This window comes from Embleya sp. NPDC005575 (assembly GCF_040605455.1).
Classification (GTDB): domain Bacteria; phylum Actinomycetota; class Actinomycetes; order Streptomycetales; family Streptomycetaceae; genus Embleya.
Map to the genome: position 1 here is coordinate 1 of NZ_JBEXCV010000112.1, position 22956 is coordinate 22956.

Annotated in this window: 19 protein-coding genes; 7 read left to right on the top strand and 12 right to left on the bottom strand. The window is 72.4% G+C overall.

Annotated features, from left to right (window positions below):
• Positions 1 to 258: 258 nt before the first annotated feature.
• The 5 genes from ABZS54_RS29840 to ABZS54_RS29860 all read right to left on the bottom strand — a co-directional run bounded on the left by ABZS54_RS29840 (position 259) and on the right by ABZS54_RS29860 (position 7581).
• Entirely contained in the window at positions 259 to 1074 is an 816-nt protein-coding gene (locus tag ABZS54_RS29840; RefSeq protein ID WP_355542826.1) for a chitosanase, read from the bottom strand.
• 234 nt (positions 1075 to 1308) lie between these two features.
• A complete protein-coding gene (locus tag ABZS54_RS29845; RefSeq protein WP_355542829.1) occupies positions 1309 to 4239 on the bottom strand; it encodes a bpX6 domain-containing protein in 2931 nt (976 codons plus the stop codon).
• Positions 4239 to 5906, bottom strand: a complete 1668-nt coding sequence (locus ABZS54_RS29850; protein ID WP_355542832.1) for a hypothetical protein — start codon at positions 5904 to 5906, stop codon at positions 4239 to 4241. Before ABZS54_RS29850 ends, ABZS54_RS29845 begins: the two co-directional genes overlap by 1 nt.
• Complete coding sequence (locus ABZS54_RS29855; RefSeq protein ID WP_355542886.1) at positions 5903 to 6394, bottom strand: hypothetical protein; 492 nt, start codon at positions 6392 to 6394, stop codon at positions 5903 to 5905. The genes ABZS54_RS29850 and ABZS54_RS29855 overlap by 4 nt, the downstream gene beginning before the upstream one ends.
• A 29-nt stretch (positions 6395 to 6423) precedes the next feature.
• Entirely contained in the window at positions 6424 to 7581 is a 1158-nt protein-coding gene (locus ABZS54_RS29860) for an AAA family ATPase (RefSeq protein WP_355542835.1), read from the bottom strand.
• Between the two features lie 265 nt (positions 7582 to 7846).
• Between ABZS54_RS29860 and ABZS54_RS29865 the strand changes: the two genes are divergently transcribed.
• Complete coding sequence (locus ABZS54_RS29865) at positions 7847 to 8005, top strand: hypothetical protein (protein WP_355542838.1); 159 nt, start codon at positions 7847 to 7849, stop codon at positions 8003 to 8005.
• Between the two features lie 225 nt (positions 8006 to 8230).
• Here the strand turns inward: ABZS54_RS29865 and ABZS54_RS29870 are convergent, their stop codons facing one another.
• Both ABZS54_RS29870 and ABZS54_RS29875 read right to left on the bottom strand, forming a co-directional pair.
• The gene (locus ABZS54_RS29870) at positions 8231 to 9451 is read right to left on the bottom strand and encodes a cytochrome P450 (RefSeq protein WP_355542841.1); all 1221 of its coding nucleotides are present in this window, start codon (positions 9449 to 9451) and stop codon (positions 8231 to 8233) included.
• A 179-nt stretch (positions 9452 to 9630) separates the two neighbouring features.
• Entirely contained in the window at positions 9631 to 9915 is a 285-nt protein-coding gene (locus ABZS54_RS29875; protein ID WP_355542844.1) for a hypothetical protein, read from the bottom strand.
• 299 nt (positions 9916 to 10214) lie between these two features.
• Between ABZS54_RS29875 and ABZS54_RS29880 the strand changes: the two genes are divergently transcribed.
• Positions 10215 to 10481: a metalloregulator ArsR/SmtB family transcription factor gene (locus tag ABZS54_RS29880; protein WP_355542847.1), complete on the top strand. Its 267-nt coding sequence runs from the start codon at positions 10215 to 10217 to the stop codon at positions 10479 to 10481.
• Positions 10482 to 10522: 41 nt separating this feature from the next.
• Here ABZS54_RS29880 and ABZS54_RS29885 read toward each other — a convergent pair whose 3' ends face one another.
• Both ABZS54_RS29885 and ABZS54_RS29890 read right to left on the bottom strand, forming a co-directional pair.
• On the bottom strand, positions 10523 to 11608 hold the full coding sequence (locus ABZS54_RS29885) for a helix-turn-helix transcriptional regulator (protein ID WP_355542849.1): 1086 nt from the start codon (positions 11606 to 11608) through the stop codon (positions 10523 to 10525).
• Positions 11609 to 11854: 246 nt separating this feature from the next.
• A complete protein-coding gene (locus tag ABZS54_RS29890; RefSeq protein ID WP_355542851.1) occupies positions 11855 to 12838 on the bottom strand; it encodes a quinone oxidoreductase in 984 nt (327 codons plus the stop codon).
• Positions 12839 to 13020: 182 nt separating this feature from the next.
• On the opposite strand from ABZS54_RS29890, the gene ABZS54_RS29895 reads away from it, so the two are divergent.
• Positions 13021 to 14403, top strand: coding sequence for an MFS transporter (locus tag ABZS54_RS29895; RefSeq protein ID WP_355542854.1), 1383 nt, complete (start codon positions 13021 to 13023; stop codon positions 14401 to 14403).
• Between the two features lie 131 nt (positions 14404 to 14534).
• On the opposite strand, the gene ABZS54_RS29900 is transcribed toward ABZS54_RS29895, so the two are convergent.
• Together ABZS54_RS29900 and ABZS54_RS29905 are read right to left on the bottom strand one after the other, a co-directional pair.
• Positions 14535 to 15647, bottom strand: coding sequence for a winged helix DNA-binding domain-containing protein (locus ABZS54_RS29900; protein ID WP_355542857.1), 1113 nt, complete (start codon positions 15645 to 15647; stop codon positions 14535 to 14537).
• A 155-nt stretch (positions 15648 to 15802) separates the two neighbouring features.
• Positions 15803 to 17041 carry an ROK family transcriptional regulator gene (locus ABZS54_RS29905; RefSeq protein ID WP_355542860.1) on the bottom strand — a complete coding sequence of 413 codons (1239 nt, stop codon included), beginning with the start codon at positions 17039 to 17041 and terminating at the stop codon, positions 15803 to 15805.
• Between the two features lie 552 nt (positions 17042 to 17593).
• Here ABZS54_RS29905 and ABZS54_RS29910 point away from each other — a divergent pair.
• The 4 genes from ABZS54_RS29910 (at position 17594) to ABZS54_RS29925 (ending at position 21626) form a co-directional block, all read left to right on the top strand.
• Positions 17594 to 19072, top strand: a complete 1479-nt coding sequence (locus tag ABZS54_RS29910; RefSeq protein ID WP_355542863.1) for a carboxylesterase family protein — start codon at positions 17594 to 17596, stop codon at positions 19070 to 19072.
• A gap of 278 nt (positions 19073 to 19350) precedes the next feature.
• A complete protein-coding gene (locus tag ABZS54_RS29915) occupies positions 19351 to 19788 on the top strand; it encodes a hypothetical protein (RefSeq protein WP_355542866.1) in 438 nt (145 codons plus the stop codon).
• 34 nt (positions 19789 to 19822) lie between these two features.
• Complete coding sequence (locus ABZS54_RS29920; RefSeq protein WP_355542869.1) at positions 19823 to 20956, top strand: serine hydrolase domain-containing protein; 1134 nt, start codon at positions 19823 to 19825, stop codon at positions 20954 to 20956.
• 58 nt (positions 20957 to 21014) lie between these two features.
• Complete coding sequence (locus ABZS54_RS29925; RefSeq protein WP_355542872.1) at positions 21015 to 21626, top strand: isochorismatase family protein; 612 nt, start codon at positions 21015 to 21017, stop codon at positions 21624 to 21626.
• Between the two features lie 302 nt (positions 21627 to 21928).
• Here the strand turns inward: ABZS54_RS29925 and ABZS54_RS29930 are convergent, their stop codons facing one another.
• A complete protein-coding gene (locus ABZS54_RS29930) occupies positions 21929 to 22909 on the bottom strand; it encodes a hydroxyacid dehydrogenase (RefSeq protein ID WP_355542889.1) in 981 nt (326 codons plus the stop codon).
• Positions 22910 to 22956 lie beyond the last annotated feature (47 nt).

Consider the following 22956-nt stretch of genomic DNA (forward strand, 5'->3'; position numbering starts at 1 on the left):
CTGAGCCGAACCGGCGACGACCAAACGAACGAAACCGAGTCGAAACCCCGACTCACTCGAACGAGACCCCGTACACCTAAATCCTGATACTCCCAGATCGCACACCACCCGGACGCGCGGAAGGCCACCGCAGGGGCGGTGGCCTTCCAACGTGCGGGACGAGCAGGGAGGCTGCATCGGCTCGGTTCCGAGTCGATCAGCGTGGAGGTGGGGAATGGGCGGGTGGGGTCGGGACCGGCTCGGTCGGCGCAGTGTCGATCAGCTCTTGATCGAGTAGCTGTCGCCGTAGACCTTCCAGTTCAACGGGGGGTTGAGGTCGAGGTTGCCGGCCTTGAGGAAGACACGTTGTTCGGTGTCCACGCGGCTGGTGTCGCTGTGCGCGTCCTCGTGCTTCATCGCGACCTTGCGAGCGTCGAGGAAGGCGTTGAGGTAGGTGGTCTCGTTGCCACCCTGGGCCGGTGGCTTGGCCTTCTTGAGCGCGTTCGCCCGGATCGAGCTGAAGCTGTCCCGGTCGCCACCGTCGCCGTGCATGACGATCGCGTCGTAGTACATGAACTGGCCCAGTGCGCCCAGGCCGTCGGACTTGCCGCGGTTGACCGCCGGGTTGAAGTACACCCGGTCCCGCTCGTCGTCCTGGGCCTTGCGGAAGTCCGAGTCGCCGGCGGCGGTGGCCCAGGCCTTCACGAACGAACTGCCCAGACCCGCGTGCGAGTCGGTGCCGTTGACCTTGCGCAGCGCGGGCAGGTACTTGGCCAGCACGTTGCCCGGCTTGCGCGCGGTGTACAGCTCGACCAGGTCGAGCATGTCGCCGGTGCCGGAACAGAAGCCGATGATGCCGGCCGTGTATCCGCGCCCGTCGTCGATGTCCTCGATGTACTTGTACTGCGCCTTCCAGTCCAGGGAGGAGTTCTCCGCACTGGACACCAGTTGCATGGCGATGTCCTTCTTGTGCGGGTCGTCCAGCCCGATCCGCGCGGCGGCCTGCTGTGTCACATTGGTCGAGCTCGACTGCGAGGCACTCGTCGCCGCGTGGGCCAGCGGCCCGGGTGCGGCGATCAACAGTCCTGTTGCCACAAGTAGGGTCAAACGCTTGCGGGATCGTCCGAGGTGAGATTGCACGTGCGTCTCCGTTCCGGCTCTACGGCCACGTTCGGGGGGCTCCGTGTCCATCCTTTGTTAGGAAAGTTTCCTAACAAGGACGAGACACATTGAAGCACTGCCGGGTTCCGTCGCCAAGGGGCCCGAGAACATCTCCTGTAAACTGATTTGCCGTCATCCGGGTTGGTCACAAAGTGACCTGAGGACCGGTCAGGTTCGGAAAACGGCGCGCACCATCGAACCTTCCAACACCACGACCCGGCCCGAGCGGTCCCAGAGGGTGACCCGGCCGGCGTGCTCCCGGAAACCGATCGTGTCGGAAGCGGCGCCGGGAAAGGAGACCTTCGCGGTGGATTCGGAGTCCGTGCCCGAATACAGCACCACCACCGAATCCGCAATGTCCACGAACGCGCCTCCGGACACGAGGACCGACTCGGAGGTGACGGGAACCACCCGGCCGGTACCGGTGACCAGTGAGCGCGACATCCGGTCCGGCAGCACGGATCTTTCCCGCAACATCCAACCGGGCATGTCCCAGCGCCACTTGGCGAGGTTCGCCATCCGCTCGGCGCCTTCCTCGGTCTGCGCGAGCGCAGCGCACGAGGTCGCGGTCCGCGCCACGGCCAGGAAGGACGCCGGCGCGGCCTCCTCGCGCCAGACGATTCGCGGCCCAGTGGTGAGCGTGTCGAGCACGGTGATGATCCCCCGGTCCAGCGTCACGAGGTGTCCACCGTCGAAGGAGTCGGCGAACTCCCGTGCGGACAACGTGGCCCAGTGCCGAACCCGCCGGGTGATCGAATCCAGGCGGTGGATGTCGCAGGACACACCCCGATCCCCGATCAACAGCGCGGTCGAGCCGTGGTCCGCCAGGACGATGCGATGCGCCGTTACGTCCCAACGCGCGCGTTCGCGACCGTCGCGGCCGAGCAGCCGGGTGCCGGCCGCACCGCATGCCACCAGGACCGTGCCGTCCGGCAGCGCGGCGGCATTCCATACCGGCAGTCGACCCGGGAAATGGCCGGCACCCACCGCGATCGGCCCGGTGCGTCGAGCGGGCTCCGGTTCGACCGGCGCGCGCAGATCAGCCGCGACGAGCGGGTCGGCCCGGGCCCGGAGCGCGTCGAACCGCCGACGCCCGCTCCCGGTCGGGAACCCGACCAACCGGGCGGGCCGCCCGGATGCCCGCACCAGGGCGCGCGCGGCCAAGGTGGCCAGTTCGCGATCCCAGGCCGGGTCACCGGCCGAGAGTTCGGCCAGGGCGGCGGTGAAGGTGTGCAAGTCGGCGCGGTCGGCAAGGACGGCGACCGGCCCGGCGCCGGCCGCCAAAACCGCGCCCACCGTTGCCGCGACGCCCGCCTCCCGGTCGGCCGCCATACCCCCATCCGCCACGTCACGCTCTGCCGCCGCGCTTTCGTCGGCCGCCATCGCCCTCTCGGCGTCCGCCGCGAGAAAAGCCAGTACCGCCGCCCTGGCCTGCTCGACCGGGGCCTCGGTGGCGAGAAACGCCAGAAGGCGTGCGCCGATCGCGCCGCCCTGCGCGATGCCCGCCGTCAGATCCGCCGCGACGGTGGGACGCCGCTCGGGGTCGGGCCAGGCCGCCTCGACCGCACCGAGATGATCCCCCGCCGCCTGGCACGCCGCGACCCACGCCGCACGCAGGGCGCTCGCCGTCTCCGGGTCGCCGGGTGTGAGCCGCTCGATCGCCGTCGCGAACGCGCCGTACAGCCGCGCGTGCGTCACCGCCCGGTCCCGCTCGCCCGCGCGCCACCACAGCCCGACCACCAAGTCCGGTGCGAGCGCCCGGTTTTCGGCCAGCTCGGCGGCGTCGCGGAAACGGTCATGGCGCGTGTACACCTCGACGGCCGCGTCGGGTGAGTCGAGCAGGTCCGCGAGTACGAACGCGGCCTCGTCGATCCGCCCGGCTCGTTCGAGGCGTTCGGCGGCATCCCCGTACAGCACGCGCAGTTGCTCGAACATCGAGGGTCGGGTCGGCATCCGGGCGCCCCACGGTCCGACCCGGGCGGCCGGTCTGAGTTCGCCCGTCCGCGGCCGGGGCAGCCCGAGGGCAAGCGGCCCGGAGTGTGCGTCGTCCGGGCTGTCGGACAGCGCGATCGCGTTACGCAGCGCGATCTCGAAACGACCGCGCTCGAACGCCCGCACCAGGCCGAGCAGGTAACGTTCCTGACGCCCCGACCACACGTGGGCCAAGGGGCTGCGAAGCAACAACGCGGCCAGGCGACGGCCCGGAACGCGCAGGCGCCGCAAGAGCCGGCGCCGACGCGGCGTGGATCGTCCGAGTCCGGCCCGTCCGGCCGCGGGCGTCTTCGACTTCCGCGCCTGCCCGGCGGGTTGCCCGGTGGCGGCATACGCGCCGCGCGTGCGCCGTCGCCACAGCAGGACGGCGCCCACCAGGATCGGACCGAGCACCGCGATCGGGGCCCGCCCGCCGGTGAGCGCACCGAGCGCGGCGATCGCACCCCCGGCGCCGAGGGCGACAAGGCCGACCTGCACCACCATCGCGAGAAACGCGACCGGCGCGCTCCTCGGGTCCGGGAGGGTCTTCGTGCCGCCCGGCCCGGTCCATTCCGCGTCCGACACTTCGGCGGCGATCCGCTCCGCGTGCGCGTCGCGCCGGCCCACCCCGGCCTTGGCCCGCAGGTTCGGCCCCGATCGCAGCGGAGACTCGATCGGCACATCGGGACACGGATCGGGCGTGTCGAGAGCCGGCAACCGGTGAATCGGCAGCCCGTCCACCCGCAACCACGCCCCAGGCGTCATAACCGGCAGTCCGGACAATGTGAGCGAGGTCCGCCGACCGCCGGAACTCCCCACCAAATGCCCCTCGTCACCGGGCTCCGGCCGCAACCCCGGCTCCACCAGCGCCTGATCCCAGGCAACCAGCGGCGTACCGGGCGCTTGTTCGGCCCGCACCACGCGCTCCGCCCCGAGCCGCAGCAGCCAGCGTCCGTCCGGGAGTTCGTGCAGCGCGGCTCCCTGATCCCACAGCGCCAACACTCGCGCGGCGGCCTCGTCCCGGCCCAGCACGGGTACGTCGAGCACGAACCCCACGGCCCGCACCGTCCCGCGATACCCGGTCGCCCCGCCGCCGTCGCCGGGCGACCCGTCGCCGACCCGGCCCATCACACCGCCGCCAGGGTCGCCAGAACCGCGCCGGTCACCGCGTGGCCGACTCGGATGCGACCCGCGCGATCCCGCCCGGCGATCAACGGCAACCCCGGATGCACCGTCACCGGGTCCAACGCGTCCGACCAGGCGCGCAGCACCCGATCCCCGTCGGTGGTGTGCGTGCGCACCACCGAATCGTGCAGCGAGGTGCTGATCAGCGCGGCCCGGCCGTCCTCGACGACCAAGCCGATCGCTCGTACGTCGGCCGGCAGGTACAGACATTGCTCGGGAGCTTTCGGTGCGATACGAATCCGCCACACGGTCGGGTCCTCGGCGCACCACGCGAACGCGCCGCCGCCCAGCAGGTGATCGGTGACGTCGACTGCCGTGATCGGCTGCGGCCATCCGGTGAATCGGAGGATTCGCCGGCCCGCGGGGGTGGCCATCAGTGGCTCGACCGGCTCCCTGCCGACGCCCGGCACGATCGACGCCAGGTCGATCCGTACCGGCGGCTCGTCCGCGCGCAGCCGCCACCACGCTTCGCCGATCCGGCAGATCAGCGCGTCTGTCACGTGCCGGATCGGTCGAATCGGGGTATCGCCCGACAGCGCGATCGCCTCCGGGCCGAATGCCTCGACCGGCCCACCGATGCCGGTCAGTTCCGGAGCCGGCCGGCCGATGACACGCACGGCGAACTCGCCCTGCGTGAACGTCAGTACGATCAGACGGCGCCGGAACCAGGACGCCGCGTACACGGTGCCACCGAAGGTGTGCCGGGTGGGTCGGGCCGGCGGTCGGCCGTCGGTGGGGATGTACACCGAGAGCAGGTCGCCCGGCCTCTCGCCACGCATCAACAATTGTCGCGGCCGCCCGGTGAACGCGGGCAACCTCAACGGACCGACCGGCCCCGCGCCGCCGGCCGTGATCGACTCGCTCACCGCGAATTCCCGGCCGCGCAGGGCAGCGATCGCTATCTCGGGGGCGGGCAGCGGGAGTTCCACCGTGGTATTGGCGATGGACACCTCCACGCGTGCGGCGCCCGCGGCCGTCCACCCGGTCTCGCGCGCGGTGACCACCCGACGTCCCGCACCGTCCGTGCCCAGGATCCACACCTCGTCGGCGTCGTCCGCCGCGGCCAGGTGTGTGGACACGCGCGCGGGTGTGGGCGCCTGATCGAGGCGGATGTTCAACCAGGAGCGCAGCACTCGACGCAGATCACCGGTGAGCCGGACGTGCGGATCCGTCCCGAGTACGTCGACCACCAGTTGCATGCCGCGCGCCTGCGCCTTCCGGGCCAGCACGATCAGGCACGCGAGGTGGACCAGGCGCGGCGCGCCGGCCTGGAGCGGGCCCGCGTCCACCAGCACGATCACCCGACCGGTCGGTCTGGAGTCGACGAAATCGCGGTCCAGGTAGAGCAGTTCACCGTCGGCCGCGCGTCGCAGGAATTCGGTGCCCAGCTCCTGGGCATACAGCCACTCGGAGACGAGCAACCGCTCCGGATGCCCGCGCCGGGCAATCCCACCGTAGCCCGCGAACTCCCCTGCCGGCGCGGGAGCGGGATCCGCCGCCGCCAGCAGCGCGTCCAGTCGCCGAACCATCGGCCCCAGGGCGGTGGCAAGTCGCGGAGTCAGCGCGTCCAGCGGCCCGGCCCAGGGCGCCAATCCCTCGGGCAGCCTCATCCGCCGTCACCGGGCGGCGCCGTCGTGGTCTCCGAAATCAGAGGAGCCGTAGGCAACAAGGGAGCCACCGGAGCGGCCCGAGCCGCCAGGGTCGCCAGCCGCTCGCGATCCGCTGGGCCCTCCGGCATCGGCGCCGTCAGAATCTGCTCCGGCAGCAACACCACGAGCTCACCGGGACCGAGAGCCGCGCGCCACAACTCCGCCGAAGGCGCAGCCCGCATCGTGGTGGGCGTCAGCGCCTCGCCGTCCCAACCGAGGTAGGTCACTCCGTCCAGCCAGGGGAGGTTCTCCCCCATCACCACCAACCACTCGTGATCGCCCACTGCCCGGAACAGCTCTCCGCGATCCGATCGCTCGACAATCCGCGCCGCAAGGCCGGCCACGGCCGGTCCCCGGACCAGTACGGCGGCCACCGGGAGCGGAGGCTCGCGAGGATGCCAAACGAGCGCGGTCGGCGCGGCCACCCCCGACCCACCCGGCTCGCCCATCCCGGATCGAGTCGGCTCGACGCCGCCCTTCACGACTGCACGGCCGCGACCAGGCGGTCGCGAACAGTGGCCAATTCGGCGCCGAGGTCGGGTGTCGCGAAGCCGGCGTCGATCTCGCGCAGCACCGCCTCCAGCCGCAACCGTCGGTCGCCGTCGGTCGGGCCCGGGCCGAAGCGGGCGAGCAGGTCCCGTCCGGTCTCCGCGAGTCGCCGCGCCCGCGCCGCGCTGCCGTGTGAGTACTCCTCGGCGGCGTGGCACAGGCTGCCGCTGCCCGCCGCGCCGATCAGGTCGGCCAGCACGTCGCGGGAGGCCGCCTGCGCATCCGCCGTCGGCGCGATCAGCGGCAGCGTCCACAGGTCGCCCGGCTCCGCCGCCGCGCGCCCGTCCAGGACGGCCGCCGCAGCCACCAGACGCTGCGAGCGCACCGCCCGACGGTCGGTGATCGGCACCCCGGCCGCCCGCATCCGGCGCACCGCGGTGGCCAACACGGGTCGCACCGAGCCGAGTTCGCAGGAGTGTGCGGCCTTGGCAAGGCGATCGATGCCGGACAGCGCATGCGCCGATACCGGGGGTACGGCCCCGGGGGTCGAGAGTGCGTCGCCCTCCTCCAGTAGTTCCTCCAACCGTGCGTCCGCGACCGGGTCGACGAACACCCGGGCCAGGAACCGGTCCGCGAAGGCCGCGAGCGAGGGGTCGTGCGGAACGTGGTTCGCCGCTCCGACGCACACCCGCAGCGGCGCCGCCAACACGGTTGCGCCACGCCGGAAGACCCGCTCGTTGAGCAGGCCGAGCAGGGTGTTCAGGATCGCGGTCGAGCCGAGGAAGACCTCGTCCAGGAAGGCGATCTCCGCCTCCGGCAACATCCCGGCCGTCTCGATCTCGACGACCCCGTCGCGCAGTCGACGCAGATCGACCGGGCCGAAGATCTCGTTCGGTTCGGTGAATCGGCCCAACAGGTACTCGAAGTAGCGCCCACCGAGCTGCTCGGCGATCCGCCGAACCGCCAACGACTTGGCCGTGCCCGGGGCCCCGATCACGAGCAGATGCTCACCCGCGACCGCACACAGCGTCACCACTTCGGCGACCACCTCGCGATCGACCAGACCCACCCGCGCTGTCGCCAACGCGCCGCGCACCGCGAGCGCGTCCTCCTGCACCTGCACCTGCACCGGCTCCGGAACGATCACCCGGAAAGTCTATGCACCGCGCAACGCACACACATTCGCATTTCGTCGGGGGCTGATCCGCCCGGCCGGTTCACGTTCGTAGTAGTCCAGGCCCAGGCACGACACCGGTGTGCCGACAACCCGTTGGGGTGGAAGTCGGCCGGTATGCGGCGCGGCACCGACGCCGGGCCGGGCAAGGGTCCGAATCAGTCGGGTAACCGGTTGATTACGGACTGATTCGGAATCGATGGCAGCCAACCGGGCCGTCGCGTGGCAGCATCGTGGCATGGACGAGCATCCGCAGCCCGAAGTCGAGCCCGAGTGGCTCGACCACGACGACTTCGAACGGCTCATGGCCGAAGTTCTCCCGATCCCGGAGCCACAGTTGCCGCCGCTCTCCGGCAAGCGCGTCTACGAACGCACCACAAGCGGGGACACCGGCTGATGATCGGCTCGATCGAGCCGCATGCCGGTGGCCAATGCCGGGAGCACGGGCGTTCGCAGCCCGCCCCGATCGCCGCGGAGCAGTGCAGGAACCGGGCCGAGTCGCGTACCGCGCCGGAGAGATCGGCCTGATCCGGCGGCGGCGCGGCGGACCATACGTCGAGGCGCCGATGATGCCCGAGCTCACGTGGATCCCGGTTCACCCGGTTCACCCGGTTCACCCGGTTCAGCTCACAGTGACCGGGAGTTCACCGTAGCCGCGGAACAACAGGCGGTCGTGCCGGATCGCGCCCGGCGCGAGGGTCGGCGCCGGGAAGCGGTCGAGCAGGCGCGAGAAGGCCACCGCCGCTTCCAGCCGGGCGAGCATCGCGCCGACACAGAAGTGAATCCCGGACCCGAAACTCAACGAGCCGTTCCCGGCGCGCCACGGATCGAACCGCTGCGGTTCGCGATAGCGCGCGGGATCCCGATTGGCGGCCCCGATCAGCACCAGCACCTCGCCGAAGCGCGGCACCGGCACTCCGTCGACCGAGAGGCCGTCCCGGAGCGCAATCCGCGAGGTCAGCTGGATCGGCGAGTCGTACCGCAGCACCTCCTCGACGAAGTCGGCCACCGGCAGGGTCCGATCGGCCAACGCAGCCCGCACGTCGGGATGCTCCCCCAGCAGTGCGAGGCCGTTGCCGAGCAGGTTCGTGGTGGTCTCGAAACCCGCCACCAGCAACAGCACCAGGTTGGCGATCAGTTCGGCATCGCCGATCGCCTGCTCCGGATCTTCGTCACGCAGCCGCACCAGCGCGCCGATCAGATCCTCCTGCGGCCGGGCTCGACGTTCGGTCACCAAATCCGCGAAGTAGCCGCTGAGTTCCTGCGCAGCCAGATCGGCACTACTCATATCCTCGTCGACCGACATGAACTCCAGCACCCTGGTCAGCTCGTGGGCCGGGCGCCGGAAACGATACCGATCCTCGTCCGGGACGCCGAGCAGTTCGCAGATCACCCCGACCGGCAGCGGAAAGGCGAACCGATCCATGAAGTCGACGGGTACGCCCTCCCGGCCCGACTCGGCCATCGCGGTCAGCAGGCGGCCCACGGCGCGCTCGATGGCCGGTTCGAGCGCGGCGATCCGGCGTGGGGTGAACACGGACGCGATCGGCCCGCGCAGCCGGGTGTGCACCGGTGGGTTGTTGCGCAGGATCGAACGACCGAAGAGCTCCCACGACCGGGGTTGCGGCTCGTCGCCGAACATCGCCGCGCCGACCTCGCGGTCCAGCACCCCGAACCCTCGGTCGCGCAGCACCCGATCGGCCGCCGCGTACCCGGTGACCAGCACAAGTGTGTCGGCAACCGGCAGCACCGAACCAAGTTCGCGAACCTGTTCGTACAGCGGGAAAGGATTCGCCCGAGTCTCCGGAGCGGCGAGCCGGTCGAGCATCGCGGATGCGTCCATGTATTGCCCTCGTCCCCCATCGCCGACCGATGCCCGGCCGTTTGCTATCCGGTCAACTGCCCACGACGGTACCGGAGTTCCCATTCCCGCGCTTCGACCCGAGGACGAACTCCCGCACGGCCGAGGCGATCTCGTGCGGCGAGGCGCGGCGGGGTGAATGTTGCCGGAAGCGGCACTGGTCACGGGTGCTGGTCCGTGAAGCCGAGCAGCCAGATCCAGAGCACGCAGGCCGCGACGGAGCAGATCAGACCCAGGAGGGCACGGGCCTTGCCGACGCATTGCCTCCGGGATTGGTCGACGGCCGTGATGCCGAAGAGGACGCCTGCGAAGCCGGCGATGGGCGCCAGGAACGAGGTCAGACAGCAAACGAACCCGGAAAGGGAGAACAGGCCGAGCCGAAGCGACCTGTTCGGATGGCGGATCGGCGGGTCCGGGGTTCGGTGCGGCGGGCTCGGTTCACTCATGAGCCGGGGTCGTCAATGTCGCGATCAACGCGCCGGCGCCCAAACCCGCGTTGCGCAGCGACCGACCCGCCGAGCCCAGCCGCGCCCGCAGCCACAGCCGGGCCCGCGGCGTCCGCCGAGTCATCAGGCGGTCGGGTCACGAGAGGTGTGGAAGGCGGTTGCGCCGAAGTCGTCGTCATCGGCGAAACCGTCGTCGGTCCGACCGAGCCCGGTCACCTCGATTGACTTGTCGTCAATCGACTCGGCCCGCCGACCGGCACCTGCGATCCACCGACCGGGACGTCCGGGGGCCGGTCCCGATGGACCTGGTACGGCAGCACCCGGAGGCGCTGTCGCATCCGGTCCGGCTGCGCCTGGTGCGCACCCTCGCTCGCGGCTCGCACACCACCGGCGAACTGGCCTCGACCTGGGAGCTGACCGCGCCCGAGGTCTCCCGACACCTGGCCGTACTGCGCAAGGCCGGGCTGCTGAGAACGCGGCGGCGCGGCCGGTACGTGCTCTACGACCTGGACGCCTCGGCGACGGCGGCGCTGGGCACGGACCTGATGGCGGCGATGCTGCGCTGAGGTCGGCGGGACGGACTCCGGGACCACTCGGGCGAGGCGCTTCAGCTCGCCGTTCGTACCCGGGACACCGACCGCCCGGCCGCCGGTCCCACGTGTTCCGTGAACAACTTGGCGACCAGTTCGCCCCGGCTGGCCACGCCGACCTTGGCCAGCACGGACTTGATGTGGTCGCGCACGGTGTGGGTGGAGATGTGCAGCCGGCGGGCGATGTCGTCGGTGCCCAGGCCGCCCGCGACCAGTCGGGTGATCTCGCTCTCGCGTCCGGTCAGTTCGTACGCCTCGACGATGATCGCGGCCACCTCGGATGCCGGGGCCGCCTCGATCATCACCACCGTGAACGCGTCGTCGCCGCTGAGCCGCGACGCGTGGCACACCAGCCAGCGGCCGGCCCGGGTCCGAACCCGTACCCGACCGGTCCCCGCCGCGGCCAGGGTGGCGATCCACATCGGCAGCGTGCCGTCCGCGTCCTCGCCGACCACGCTCGCGATCCGCGCGCGGGCCTGCTCGTTGGCCGAGACCGGGCGGCCGGCTCGATCGAAGAGCAGTACGCCGGTCGCCTCGTCCGCCTCCGCCAACTCCTCGACGGTCGCCTCGCCCGGCCGCAGGAAGCCGCGCAACCGCGCGGCGAGGGGTGCCGACAGGCCCGCGACCAGTTCGGTGTCGGCGGCGGTGAAGGCCGGTCGGTCCCGATCCCGGAACAGACTCACACTGCCCCACGGCCGGCCGGCCACCCGCAACACCGCGCGCAGTTCGTCGCCGAATCGGCGCGGGCGCAGGTACGCGTCGTAGAGCGGACTGGCCTCGGGCCGATCACCGGTGCTCTCGCGCAGCGCCGCAGCCGGGACCCGGGCGTCCACGAGGGCACGGAACGCGTTGACCGTGTCCGGGTCCGACTCGCTGGTCCAAAACGCCGCGCAGCCACCCGCGTCGATGTTCTCCACCCGAATCGGCGCGGCGATCAGCCCGGTAAGCGGATCGGTCGCGCGCCACACCGCCGCGTCGAACGGGACCAGGCGGCGCAGCCGCACCGACGCGGTCGCGAACAGCGCGAGCGCGTCGGGCGCCTCGGCGGCACGAGCGAGCAGTTCGTCGCGTTTCCAGCCGGCGGTGCCGGGTCGGCGGGTCATCGGGGCTCCGTTCCTGGTCGGACACACGGGCAGGCTTCGGGGGGATCGGGTCGGGCGGCGGATACTCGCCGTTTCGTTTCGTTTCGTTTCGAAGCGAATCGGGTCAGGTCGGGTCGGGTCGAGTCGGGTCAGCGACGGCGAGGGCCGTCGCATTCTCGGGCCTGTCCCGCGCCTCGGGCCGGTGTCCGGGCGGGGCCGGTCATCGGGTCGAGTGCACACTCGGGCGGTCCCGACGATCGCGTCAACCTACGGAATCAGCAGAAGCTTCCCGGTGCTTCGTCGGCTCTCCAGATCCTCGTGCGCGCGCCGCGCCAGCGCCAACGGGTACCGCCCGCCGACGTGCACCCGCAGCGCGCCCGAGAGCGTGCGCTCGAACACGTCGTGTGCCCGGGCGAGCAACTCCGTGCGATCGCGGATGTAGTCGGCGATGCCGGGTCGGGTCAGGTACAGCGAGCCGGCGCCGAGCAGGCGGCCGGTGTCGAAGTCCCGGACCGGGCCGCTCGCTCCGCCGAGCAGCACCATGGTGCCGCGTGTCCGCAGGCTCGCCAGACCGCCGTCGAAGGTCGCCGCGCCGACCCCGTCGTACACCGCGTCCGCACCCCACCCGTCGGTGGCCTCGCGGACCCGCTCGGCGAACCCGTCGTAGCCGAGCACCAGGTCCGCCCCGGCCGCCCGGGCCCGGTCGTGCTTGGCCGGATCGGAGACCGTCGCGATCACCCGTGCGCCGCGGGCCACCGCGTACTGGGTGAGCACTCCGCCCAGGCCGCCGGCCGCCGCGTGCACCACGACGGTGTCGCCCGGGCGCACCCGGTAGGCGTCGTGCGTGAGGTAGTGCGCGGTCATCCCGTGCATCAGGACCGAGGCGGCCGACTCGGCATCCAACCCGTCCGGGATCGGCACCAGGCGGTCCGCGGAGACCACCGCGCGTTGGGCGTAGGCGCCGTACGCGGTGGTCACCGAGCCGTCCATGGCCCAGGCGACCCGGTCGCCGACGGCGAAGCCGGTCACCTCCGGGCCCAGTTCGGCGACGGTGCCGGCGGCCTCGACGCCGGGCACGAACGGCGTGGGCACGGCGAACACGCCTCGGCGCTGGCTGATGTCGATGAAGTTGACCCCGCTCGCGGCGACCTCCACCAGGACCCGACCGTTGCCGGGACGCGGCTCGGGGTGCGCGGGCACGGCGGTCAGGACCTCGGGACCGCCGTGGTCGATGGCGATGACGGCTTGCATGGCGCGTGCTCCTCGGGTGGATCGGTACGGACGTCCTCGATCCTGTGCCTCTCGCTTACGGGCGCCCATCCCTCAGCTGGGGGATGGGCGGCGGGAACGCGCGCGTCGAGAGTGGCCCGGGTCGGTGCCGGTGGCTCGATGGTCGGGTACACCCTGCGGCATCGCGGACGAGGAGCACGGTCGTGACGACGAAGCAGGCGACAGCGGACGGGAGTACCGGGGAACGGGCGGCGGCGCGGGCGCCGGCGGGGGACCGACCGGTTGGCGCGGCGGGGGTGCGACTCGGACTGCTCGGCGGCCCCTCGGTATTCGGGGTCACCGCGGCCGGGGTCGCGCTGCCGGACGTGGGGCACGCGCTCGCGGCCGGGCCGGCTTCCACCGGCTGGGTGCTCACCGTGCACGCGCTCGCACTCGGCATGGGGACGGCCGTGTTCGGCCGGCTGGCGGACGCCCGTGGTGTGCGCTTCTCGCTGTCGGTGGGCGGCGCGTTGCTGGCGCTGGGCATGGCGGTGTGCCTGGGCGCACCCAACCTGGGCGTCCTGGTCGCCGGGCGGTTCGTCGCGGCGGCCGGTTCGGGGGCGATGATCTCGGGCGCGCTGGCCCTCGCCGTGGCCACGGATCCGGCGCGACGGGCCCGGGTCCTGGGCGAATTCGGGGGCACGATGGCGGTGTTCGGGGCCGGCGCCACCCTGGTCGGCGGCGTGGTCACCGAGTGGATCGGCTGGCGGGCCACCCTGGTCCTGCCCGCGCTGTCGCTTCCGGTGATCGGGCTGTGCCTGCCGCTGGTGCGGCGTACCGGGGCCGGTTCGCGGCGTGCGGTGGACGCGGTGGGTGCCGGGCTGGTCGCGGTCACGGCTACCACGCTGTTGGTGCTGATCCAGTCCCCCACGTTGTCCCTGGGCACCCCGACGGTGGTCGCGCTGGGCGTGGCTGCGGCGCTCGCGCTCGGCGCCCTGATCGGGTGGACGCTGCGTCGACCGCACGGTTTCGTGCCGCGCGCGCTGGTCGGGGATCGCACGATCGTGCTCACCGCGGTGATGGGGATCGGGGTGTTCGGCGCACTGTTCTCGGTGATGTACGCGGCGCCGCAGCTGTTGGTCCGGCAGTACGGATGGAGCGTGCTCCAGGTGGGCGCGGCCCTGCTGCCCGGCGGCCTGATCGGTTTCGTGCTGGCCCGCCGAGCCGTCGGGCCGCGTGGGCGGGTGCTGTTCGCGGTGACCGCGGTGCTCGCGTCGGCGGGCCTGCTCACGGTCGGCCTGACCTCGGGCGCGCCGGTGATCGTGGTCGCCGCCTCGCTGTGCATCGTGGCGTTCGCGGTGAGCCAGGTCGTCACCACCGGACGGGTCGCGACGCTGGTGGACCCGGCCGTGCGGGGTGGCGCCGTCGGATTGCTGAACCAGGTGTACTTCGTCGGCGGTGGGATGAGCGCGGCGGCGGTCGGATCGTTGTCGACGACGATGGACCCGGCGCGGGCGCTTGCCCTGGTCGCCCTCCTGCCACCGCTCGCGGCGGGCGCGGCGTTGTGGCCGACCGCTTCGAAGGGTTCGGTGGCCTCGGGCGGGTGAGGTGGGCGGGGGTGGAGCGGCGACGGCCTCGGAGCGGGTCGGGGTCGTTCGGGGCTCGTGCGGGGACGGTTCGAGGGCGGTTCGTCGTGATGGAGGCGTGCCGCTCCCCCTCGGGGCGGTCGGGGCCGGGTCTATGTGCCGATGTCGATCCGCCGCCCGTCGGGGTCCGCGATGACGAACTCGGCCAGTCGGGACGCCTCTTCGGCGACCTGTCCTGCCTGGTCCGGCGAAAGCGGGCGAAAGGGCCGTATCCGCAGGCCGGTGGAGTGCACGGACCAGGTGCCGTGGACGAAGCCGTCGACCAGGAACGTGGGCAGTACGAGCGCGCCGCCGGGCATGACCCGTCGGCGGTCCTCGTCGGCCAGGATTCGGGACCGATCGGCGTGCCCGAGCAGCACGTTGTCGTACGCGGGCAGGAAGCGCACCGGCGTCGGCCGGTCCTCCTGAGCGAGTTCCGCGTCGGGCAGGTCGTACAACTCGCGCCCGTCGACGTCGCGCAGCACCCGCAGCGGCATGCCCCCGACCACGTCGCGCAGCCGCTTGAGCCCGGACCAGCTCTGCACGTCGGACACGGTCGCCGGGCCGAACGCGGCGAGGTAGCGCGCGATCAACTCCCGTACCGCAGGCGCCGGATCCATCGCCCGGCCGGTCCACGCCGGGGCCAACGCCATGGACACCGACGAACGCGTACCCCAGCCACCCCATAGCCCGTCGGGCGTGGGATGCACGATCGGCAGCAGCCGCTGTACCGCCGCCGCGAGCACGGCCCCGGATCGGCCCGGATAGCGCTCCGTCAGGAGTCGACCCAGCGCTCGCCGGGTCAGCTGCCCATCTCCGAGCAACTCGCGTCCGGCAGCGGCTAGTTCGGCGGGTTCGAGACCCCGGGTCTCGCGCGCGAAATAGCTCGGGCGCAGCTCGGTTCCGGGGGTGGGTTGGAACAGCGGCCGGATCCAGGCGTAGTCCTCGGCCGCCGCCATGTGTTGGGTGCCGCGCAGCAGCGGGCCGCGGACGACGGTGCGGTCCGTGTACAGGGCGGTCGGCTGCGCGTGCCGGAGGTCCGCCACTCGGGTCCACAGGCCCACATAGGGCCAGTTCGGCTCCTGTGCCTGCAAGGCGACCAAGCGCAACACAACCTCGGCCGAGCTGCGGCGCGTGCGCTCGGCGAGGAACTGGCGTGCCAACAGGGTGCGGTTGAGCGCCCGACGGGTGACCAGGATCCGGGACCGACCGGAAGGGGATTCCATGGGCACGAGTCTGCGCGCCAATGCGGCCGATTTTCTGCCGCATTCGCTTCACTCGCCGCAGCAGCCGGAGCCGAGGCCGGAGCCGGAGCCCGGCGAAAGCCGGGGCCGGGGCGGTGAGGGTGACGGGCGATGGGCCGGGGCGGTCGGTGATCGTGTCAGGCTGCCGGGGTTGCCTTGTCGAGTGGGGGGACGGTGGTGGCGTCGTCGAGGGTAGCCTCTCGGCTGGTTCGCAGGGCGCCGTGCAGGGTCGCGTCCGGGCCCAATATGCCTCGTACGATGGCCGGTTCCAGGTGAGGGGCAACCGCGCGGCGGCCCGCCAGGACGGCGTCGATGCCGGGGGTCAGCCACACGGTCCAGGTCGCCAGATAGCCGCCGAGGATCACCTCGCCCGGGTCCACCAGCCCCGAGATGGCCAGCACCGCCGCGCCCACCGAACGGCCGGCGAGCACGAGCGCGTCGGTCGCGCGCGGGTCACCGGCGCGCAGTCGGCGGTCGAGTTCGGCCAGGGCCGCGTCGACCCCGTCCCGCGCGGACACGTCGGCGAGTCCGGCGGCGGCGGTCAGCGGCTCGGGCCCGACGTACATCGCCAGGCACCCGCGCGCGCCACACGGACAGTCGGGGCCGTCGAACGCGAGCGGGATGTGACCCACTTCGCCGGCCATGCCGTGCGTACCGGTGTGGATCCGACCGCCGACCACCAGGCCGCCGCCGACACCGGTGTCGGCCTTGATGTACGCGGCCGCGCACGGGAGTTCGTCGCCCTGCTCGGCGCGGGCGTGGTATTCGGCCAGGGCCGCCACGTTCGCGTCGTTGACCACGTCCAGCGGGCAGGCCAGGTCGGGTAGGTGCGCCAGCACCAGTGCGCGCAGGTCGGTCCGCGACCAGCCGAAGTCGATCGCGGCGGCGACGGTATGCCCGGACCCGGTCACCGGTCCCGCCATCGCGATCACCACTCGGGCCAGATGCGCGTCGCGCCGAGCGCGCAGCACGGCCTCGGCGCGCGCGATCTCGCGCGCGAGCACCGCGGCCAGCGGCTCGGGGTCGCCGAACGGTGCGCGGTGCGGCACGGATGCGCGATGCGCCACCGTGCCGGCCAGGTCCGCGGCCATCACCTCGACCCGCTCCAGAGTCACCTGTAGCGCGATCGCCACCACCCGCCCCGGCACCAGGCGCAGCAGCCGACGCGGCCGACCCCGTCCGCCCGACGACGCGGAGCCGACCTCGGCCACCAGGCCACGCCCGATCAGGTCGGCGGCCAAGGCGGTGACCGACGCGTGCACGAGGCCGGTCGCCGCCGCGACCTCGGTACGCGCGCAGGGGCCGTGCGCGGCGATCTCGCGCAGCACGAGGGCAACGTTGTGGCGTCGTACCGCGGCGGTGTCGGTGGGGTTCACCCGACCGATTCTGCCTCAGCCCGATTCGCCCACCGCCGGGTGACACCGAGAGCCGACCCGCCGGCCCGAGCTCGCAAGCCCGGTCTGCGAGCAGCCGGCGATCCGGCCGGCCCCCGCCCCGAGCGCCTGCGGGAAGGGCCCCGGCGACCGGACCCTGAAGCGTCCCGAGCACCACGCGGCCCGACGACGCCGCGGCCCTCGACCCGGCCGGCCAGCGTCCCCACCCACCGAAGGGCCCGCAGCGCAATCAGCCGGCCGACCCGACCACCCACACGACGGCCCGATCGGCCGGCGGCTCCCGCGCCCTCGCGGCCTCGCGGCCCCGCCCCCTCGCGGCCCTGCGGCCCCCGCGCCGCCCCCTCGCGACCCCGCACTCTCCACGGCTCCCGGTCTCGCGAGGCCGAAGTACGAAAGTGATTTTTTCAACTCTTGTAATATTTATTATTCGGGGTCGATACTCACCCATGGAACGCATGCAACGCTCGGGCCTCACCCCCGCGCCGACCGTCGGACCGCAAGACCGCCAGGACCCTCCGCGCAAAGGATGACCCCGTGCCCCAGCAGCCGCTCGTCACCACCACCCTGGGCCCCGTGCAAGGGTCCTGGAAGGGCCGGTCCGCCCGCTTCCTGGGCATTCCGTACGCCAAGCCCCCCGTCGGCGACCTGCGCTTCGCCGCGCCCGAGGCCCCCGAGGCGTGGACCGAACCGCTGGCGGCGACCGTGTACGGCCCCACCGCCCAGCGCCGCGCGTTCGGCGACGGGCCGACGATCATCCCGGAGCCGTCGATCCCCGGCGACGACGTACTCGGCGTCAACGTGTTCACCCCCGACCCGAGCCCGGACGCCGCGCTGCCGGTACTGGTCTGGATCCACGGCGGCGGCTTCGTGGCCGGCTCCGCCGCCAGCCCGTGGTACGACGGCACCGCGTTCAACCGGGACGGCGTGGTCCTGGTCTCGCTCGGCTACCGCCTGGGCATCGAGGGCTTCCTGCACCTGGAGGGCGCTCCCGACAACCGGGGCGTCCTGGACTGGATCGCCGCGCTGCGCTGGGTCCGGGACAACATCGCGGGCTTCGGCGGCGACCCGGCCAAGGTCACCATCGCCGGTCAGTCGGCGGGCGGCGGCGCGGTGCAGACGCTGATGGTCACACCGTCCGCGCACGACCTCTTCCGCGCTGCCATCTCGGTCTCCGGCGCGGTGATGGAACCGCAGAGCCGCGCGGCCGGCCTCGCCGTCGCCGAACTCTTCACTTCCCGCACCGGCCTGCCCGCGACCGCCGCCGCGCTGCGCGACTTCTCGCACGACGAGTTGCTGCGCTTGCAGGACCTGGTCACCGCTCCCGAGGAGGGCGCCACCGCGCTGCCCGGCCTACTGCTGGCGCCGTTCACCGACGGCGAGTTGATCCCCGAGGACGTACACGCCGCGTTCCGCGACGGCTCGGACGCACCCGCGCCGCTGATGCTCGGCGCCACCCATCACGAGTTCAACGCCGCCGCCGAATTGGGCATGTCGGACGCCCCGATCGAGGCAGCCGTCGCCGTCCTCGGCGCGGCGGGCCTGCCGCCCGAGGGCATCGAGGCATACCTTGCCCTGCACGACGGCGCCACCCCCGCCCAGGTGATCGGCCAGGCACTCACCGACACCCTGTTCCGCGCCACGGCGGTCTCCATCGCCGAGGCCCGCGCAGGACGGGACCGGCCGACCTGGCTGTACACCTTCGAATGGCTCTCCACCGCACCGATGTTCGGCGGGAAGGCCTTCCACTGCCTCGACCTGCCGTTCGCGTTCGACCTGCTGGCCGCCGAGAACGCGGAGACCGCAACCGGCCCCGACGCACCCCAGAAGCTGGCCGACGCGATGCACGGCACGTGGGTCGCCTTCATCCGCGACCTCGACCCGGGCCCCCAGTGGCCGCGCTATACCCGGACCCACCGCGACACGATGGTCTGGGACACCACCCCCCGGATCACCCCCGACCCGCTGGGCGCCGAACGCAAGATCTGGACCACCCACCGAACCCCGACCGTCTGAGCCGAACAGCGATGCCCCGCCGGGCTCGACCGAGCGGTGCCGAGCCGCAGGGGCGGCCCGGCACCGGGGGTATCCCGAACCGACCCCGGATCCGGCCCCGAGCAAGTGCCGGAGCGGCGGCCCCGTACCAGCGGCCCCGATCCGGAGATCGGTGCCGCCCGGTCGGTTCGCACGTGCCAAGGCATGCCACGGCCCTACGCCTGCGCGTCGAGCCAGTCGCGGTACGTCGGGCGGACAGGACGGCGTGCGGGGAAGGGAGCAGGACGCCGTTTTCGAACATGTCGCGGTCCGGGCTGGCCGGGTCGCTCACCTCCTCGATGCGGACCTCGTGGCCGCGTCGGGCCGGCACCAACTCGGCCATCGCGGCGAGGTTCTCCTCGCGGGGGCCGGCGACCTCCGCGAACGGGGTGCCGGGCGACTCGGTCACCGGGCCGTCGCCGGTGGCCAGGTCGACCAGGCCCTCCGCGACGGCGCGGGCGGCGATCAGTTGGGTGCGCGTCCTGGGCACGCGGCAGACCTCGCCCTGGATCCCCCAGCTCGCGAGCTCCGCCACGAACTCATGGAACTGCGCCGCGCGCAGGATCCGGACCGGCAGCGGTCCGGCCGGCACGGCCTGCTCGTGGGCCGGCAACGCGCACGGCGCGGAATACGGCGCGGCAACCCGGCCCGGCGCGGCAGTGCGGCAAAAATCAGCGAAGCGCCACGAAGCATCATGAAGGGCAACGCAGCTCCTCGGGAGGCGAAAGCGCGATGAGATCCCACTCCGCACGCATCCGACGACTCGTGAGCACCGGAGTCCGGAAAAGGGTCTACCCCGGCGCGGTATGGGCCGTCGGCGACACCCACGGCACCCGGACGACCGGAGCCACCGGCACCCTCGATCCGCTCGCACCGAACACGCCGGTCGCGCCGAACGCGCCACCCGCACCCGTCACGCCGCTTGGGCCGTTGACCCACCACGGCAGCCGAACCCACACGGGCACCGACGTGCGAACGAACCCGAGCACGATCTTCGACGTGGCCAGCCTGACCAAGATCATCGCGGTATGGGCCTGCGTCGGCGCCCTCTGGGAGGAGGGTGTCCTGCCCCTCGACGCACCCCTCGCCTCGTATTGGCCCGAGGTCGCCGGCCACCCGCTCGGCGTCGTCACCGCCCGCCGGCTGCTCACCCACACCGCAGGCGTTCCGCCGCACGCGGACCTGGCCGCCCATTACGGCACGGACCCCGACACCATCCGCACTGGCGTACTGCGCGAAGTCCTGCACCGCCCGCCCGGTGAAGCCGTCGAGTACACCGACCGGGCCGCGCTCATCCTCGGCTATCTCGTCGAACACCTCGCGGCCGACACCCTCGACCGCGTCGCCGCGTCCCGGATCTGGCAACCGCTCGGGATGCACGACACCCGCTTCGGCCCGCTCCCCGCCGCGCTCGCCGCCGACTGCGCGCCCACCGAGCCCGACCCGGACGGCGAGAGCCGGCTCCGGGGCACGGTGCACGACCCGTCCGCACGCCTGCTCGGCGGCGTCTGCGGCATCGCCGGCGCCTTCACCGTCCGCGACGACCTGGCGCGTTTCCTTCGCCACCTGCTCGGCGCATATCCCGCCGGCCGCGGACCCGGCTTCGGTCCCGCCTGGGTCGAGGAATCCCTCACCGTCCACACCGGCGACCTCGAACCCGCCCGGGGCCTGTTCTGGCATCCGGCTCCGGGCACCTGCCCGGCCGAGGGCGTCTACGTCCACTACGGCTTCACCGGCACCGCCATGTGGATCTCGGCGCAACGGCGGCGCTGGGCCGTCCTGCTCACCAACAAGGTCTACTTCACCCGCGAACGCGAACCACTGGGCGCCATCCGCGACGAGTTCCGCCGACTGGCCTTCGGGTAGCGCGGCTTCGCGGACCCCGCGGGTCGGCGGAACGACTCGGCGGGCAGGATGGGGTGACATGACAGCGAACATCGAACCCGTGTCCGCTTTGCTCGTCGTCGACGTGCAGATCGCCTTCGTCACCGGCGCAGGCGCCGTACCGGCGGCGGAGCGCGTCGTGGAGCGGGCCGCCACGTTGATCGCCCGGGCCCGGGCGAGCGGTGCGTTGGTGGTGCATCTCCAGAACGATGGGCCGGCCGGCGCGGACGACGAGACCGGTACCCCCGGGTGGGAATTGCGGCTGCCGGTGGAGGCCGGCCCCCGCGAGGTGGTGATCCGCAAGACCGAGGACGACGGCTTCGCCGGTACACCGCTGGCCGACCTGCTGACCCGGGCGGGCGTCAAGGGTGTGGCTGTATGCGGGGTGATGTCCGAGATGTGCGTGGGCGCCACCGCGCGGGCGGCACTGGCGCAGGGCTACCGGGTGGTACTGCCGCACGACGCGCACGCCACGCACGACATCCCGGCCGCGCCCGGCATCAGCGCGGCGGTACCGGCGCCGATGGTCTCGCGGGTGGCCGAATGGGCACTGGGCGACGAGGTCGACATCGTCGCCCACGCCGAGGACGTGGCCTTCACCGGCGTGGAATTTGCCGACCGGGCCGCCGAAGAGTCGCGGAACTCGGCGTAGTCCACCGCAACGACGGACCCCTCGCAAGCCGCGGGCGCGGCGAATACCTCCGCGCGCTCCGCCCGCGAGGCCGGCGTGGAGTCGAAGATGGACGGTCGTTGCCGGGTGACCTCGTTGTACTGAAATTGCGGACCGCACATTGAGTTGGACCGAATCCGGTACCGAAGACCGACGAGGCTGAGATTTGCGGATCGGGCCGCGTCGCCGTCGGACGCCGGCTGGGGCGAGGTATGGGTCTCGGGTTTGCGTGGTCGAACGCCGGCCGGGGCGGGCTTGCGGGCCGGCCGGCGTTCGAGGTTGTCTCAGGCCGAGTGGGTGAGGGTGGCCGGTTCGACTGCGTGGGCGAAGGGGATGCCTCGGGTGTAGCGGTCGAGTTCGTCCAGGGCCAGGGCCACCACGCGGCGCAGTTCGCCGCCCAGGGAGCCGGCGATGTGCGGGGTCAGGAGCACGTTGGGCAGGTCGTAGAGCGGTGAGGCAGCCGGGAGTACGTCCGGTTCGGTGACGTCGATGACCGCGTCGAGTCGGCCCGCGACCAGTTCCTCGGTGAGTGCGTCCTGGTCCACGAGCGAGCCGCGGGCGGTGTTGATCAGCGTCGCGCCGTCCCGCATCAGCGCGAGCCGGCGGCGGTCCAGGAGGTTACGGGTGGACTCCAGTTCGGGTGCGTGCACCGTGACCACGTCCGAGTCGCGGACCAGTTCGTCCAGGTCCACGCTGCGCGCGCCCAGCGCCTCGGCCTGATCGGCAGTCACATACGGGTCGTGCAGCAGCAGTTCGAAATCGAACGGGCGGAGCAGTTCGAGCACCCGGCGACCGATCCGGGATGCGCCCACGATGCCGATGGTGCGCCGGTAGTTGCCGAAGCCCGGGAACCGCGCGTCCCAGTCGACCAGGCGCCGCTCCGCGCGGTAGGCGTCCCGAATCCGCAGGACCCGCTTGTTGGCGAACAAGACGGCGGCGACGGTGTACTCGGCCACCGGCAGCGCGTTGGCCGCGGCGCCCGAGGAGACGATCAGGCCGCGTTCCCAGGCGGCATCGGTGAGGTGGTGCTTGACCGAGCCGGCCGCGTGCACCACCGCGCGCAGTCGTGGTGCCCGGGCCAGCACTGCGGCGTCCAGGCGGGCGCTGCCCCAGCAGGTGAACAGGACTTCCGCCTCGGCCAGCGCCGCGGCGGCCTCCGGGCTGTCGAAGTCGTCGGCGATCAGCTCGAGATCGACCTCGGCCAGCGCGCTCAGCCGCACGCGTGCCTCGGCGTCCAGAATGCGGCCGGCCACGGACGGGTCCATCGCGAGCAGGAGTCGGGGCCGGTGCCGTACCGGTGCGGGCGCGCCGG

What these genes read in the sequence shown, in the direction of transcription:
- ABZS54_RS29855 (WP_355542886.1), bottom strand. Translation starts at nt 6,394, where the DNA reads ATGGGCGAGCCGGGTGGGTCGGGGGTGGCCGCGCCGACCGCGCTCGTT.
- ABZS54_RS29890 (WP_355542851.1), bottom strand. Translation starts at nt 12,838, where the DNA reads ATGCAAGCCGTCATCGCCATCGACCACGGCGGTCCCGAGGTCCTGACC.
- ABZS54_RS29930 (WP_355542889.1), bottom strand. Translation starts at nt 22,909, where the DNA reads ATGGACCCGTCCGTGGCCGGCCGCATTCTGGACGCCGAGGCACGCGTG.
- ABZS54_RS29850 (WP_355542832.1), bottom strand. Translation starts at nt 5,906, where the DNA reads ATGAGGCTGCCCGAGGGATTGGCGCCCTGGGCCGGGCCGCTGGACGCG.
- ABZS54_RS29925 (WP_355542872.1), top strand. Translation starts at nt 21,015, where the DNA reads ATGACAGCGAACATCGAACCCGTGTCCGCTTTGCTCGTCGTCGACGTG.
- ABZS54_RS29885 (WP_355542849.1), bottom strand. Translation starts at nt 11,608, where the DNA reads ATGACCCGCCGACCCGGCACCGCCGGCTGGAAACGCGACGAACTGCTC.
- ABZS54_RS29845 (WP_355542829.1), bottom strand. Translation starts at nt 4,239, where the DNA reads ATGGGCCGGGTCGGCGACGGGTCGCCCGGCGACGGCGGCGGGGCGACC.
- ABZS54_RS29870 (WP_355542841.1), bottom strand. Translation starts at nt 9,451, where the DNA reads ATGGACGCATCCGCGATGCTCGACCGGCTCGCCGCTCCGGAGACTCGG.
- ABZS54_RS29880 (WP_355542847.1), top strand. Translation starts at nt 10,215, where the DNA reads ATGGACCTGGTACGGCAGCACCCGGAGGCGCTGTCGCATCCGGTCCGG.
- ABZS54_RS29875 (WP_355542844.1), bottom strand. Translation starts at nt 9,915, where the DNA reads ATGAGTGAACCGAGCCCGCCGCACCGAACCCCGGACCCGCCGATCCGC.
- ABZS54_RS29865 (WP_355542838.1), top strand. Translation starts at nt 7,847, where the DNA reads ATGGACGAGCATCCGCAGCCCGAAGTCGAGCCCGAGTGGCTCGACCAC.
- ABZS54_RS29920 (WP_355542869.1), top strand. Translation starts at nt 19,823, where the DNA reads ATGAGATCCCACTCCGCACGCATCCGACGACTCGTGAGCACCGGAGTC.
- ABZS54_RS29900 (WP_355542857.1), bottom strand. Translation starts at nt 15,647, where the DNA reads ATGGAATCCCCTTCCGGTCGGTCCCGGATCCTGGTCACCCGTCGGGCG.
- ABZS54_RS29915 (WP_355542866.1), top strand. Translation starts at nt 19,351, where the DNA reads ATGTCGCGGTCCGGGCTGGCCGGGTCGCTCACCTCCTCGATGCGGACC.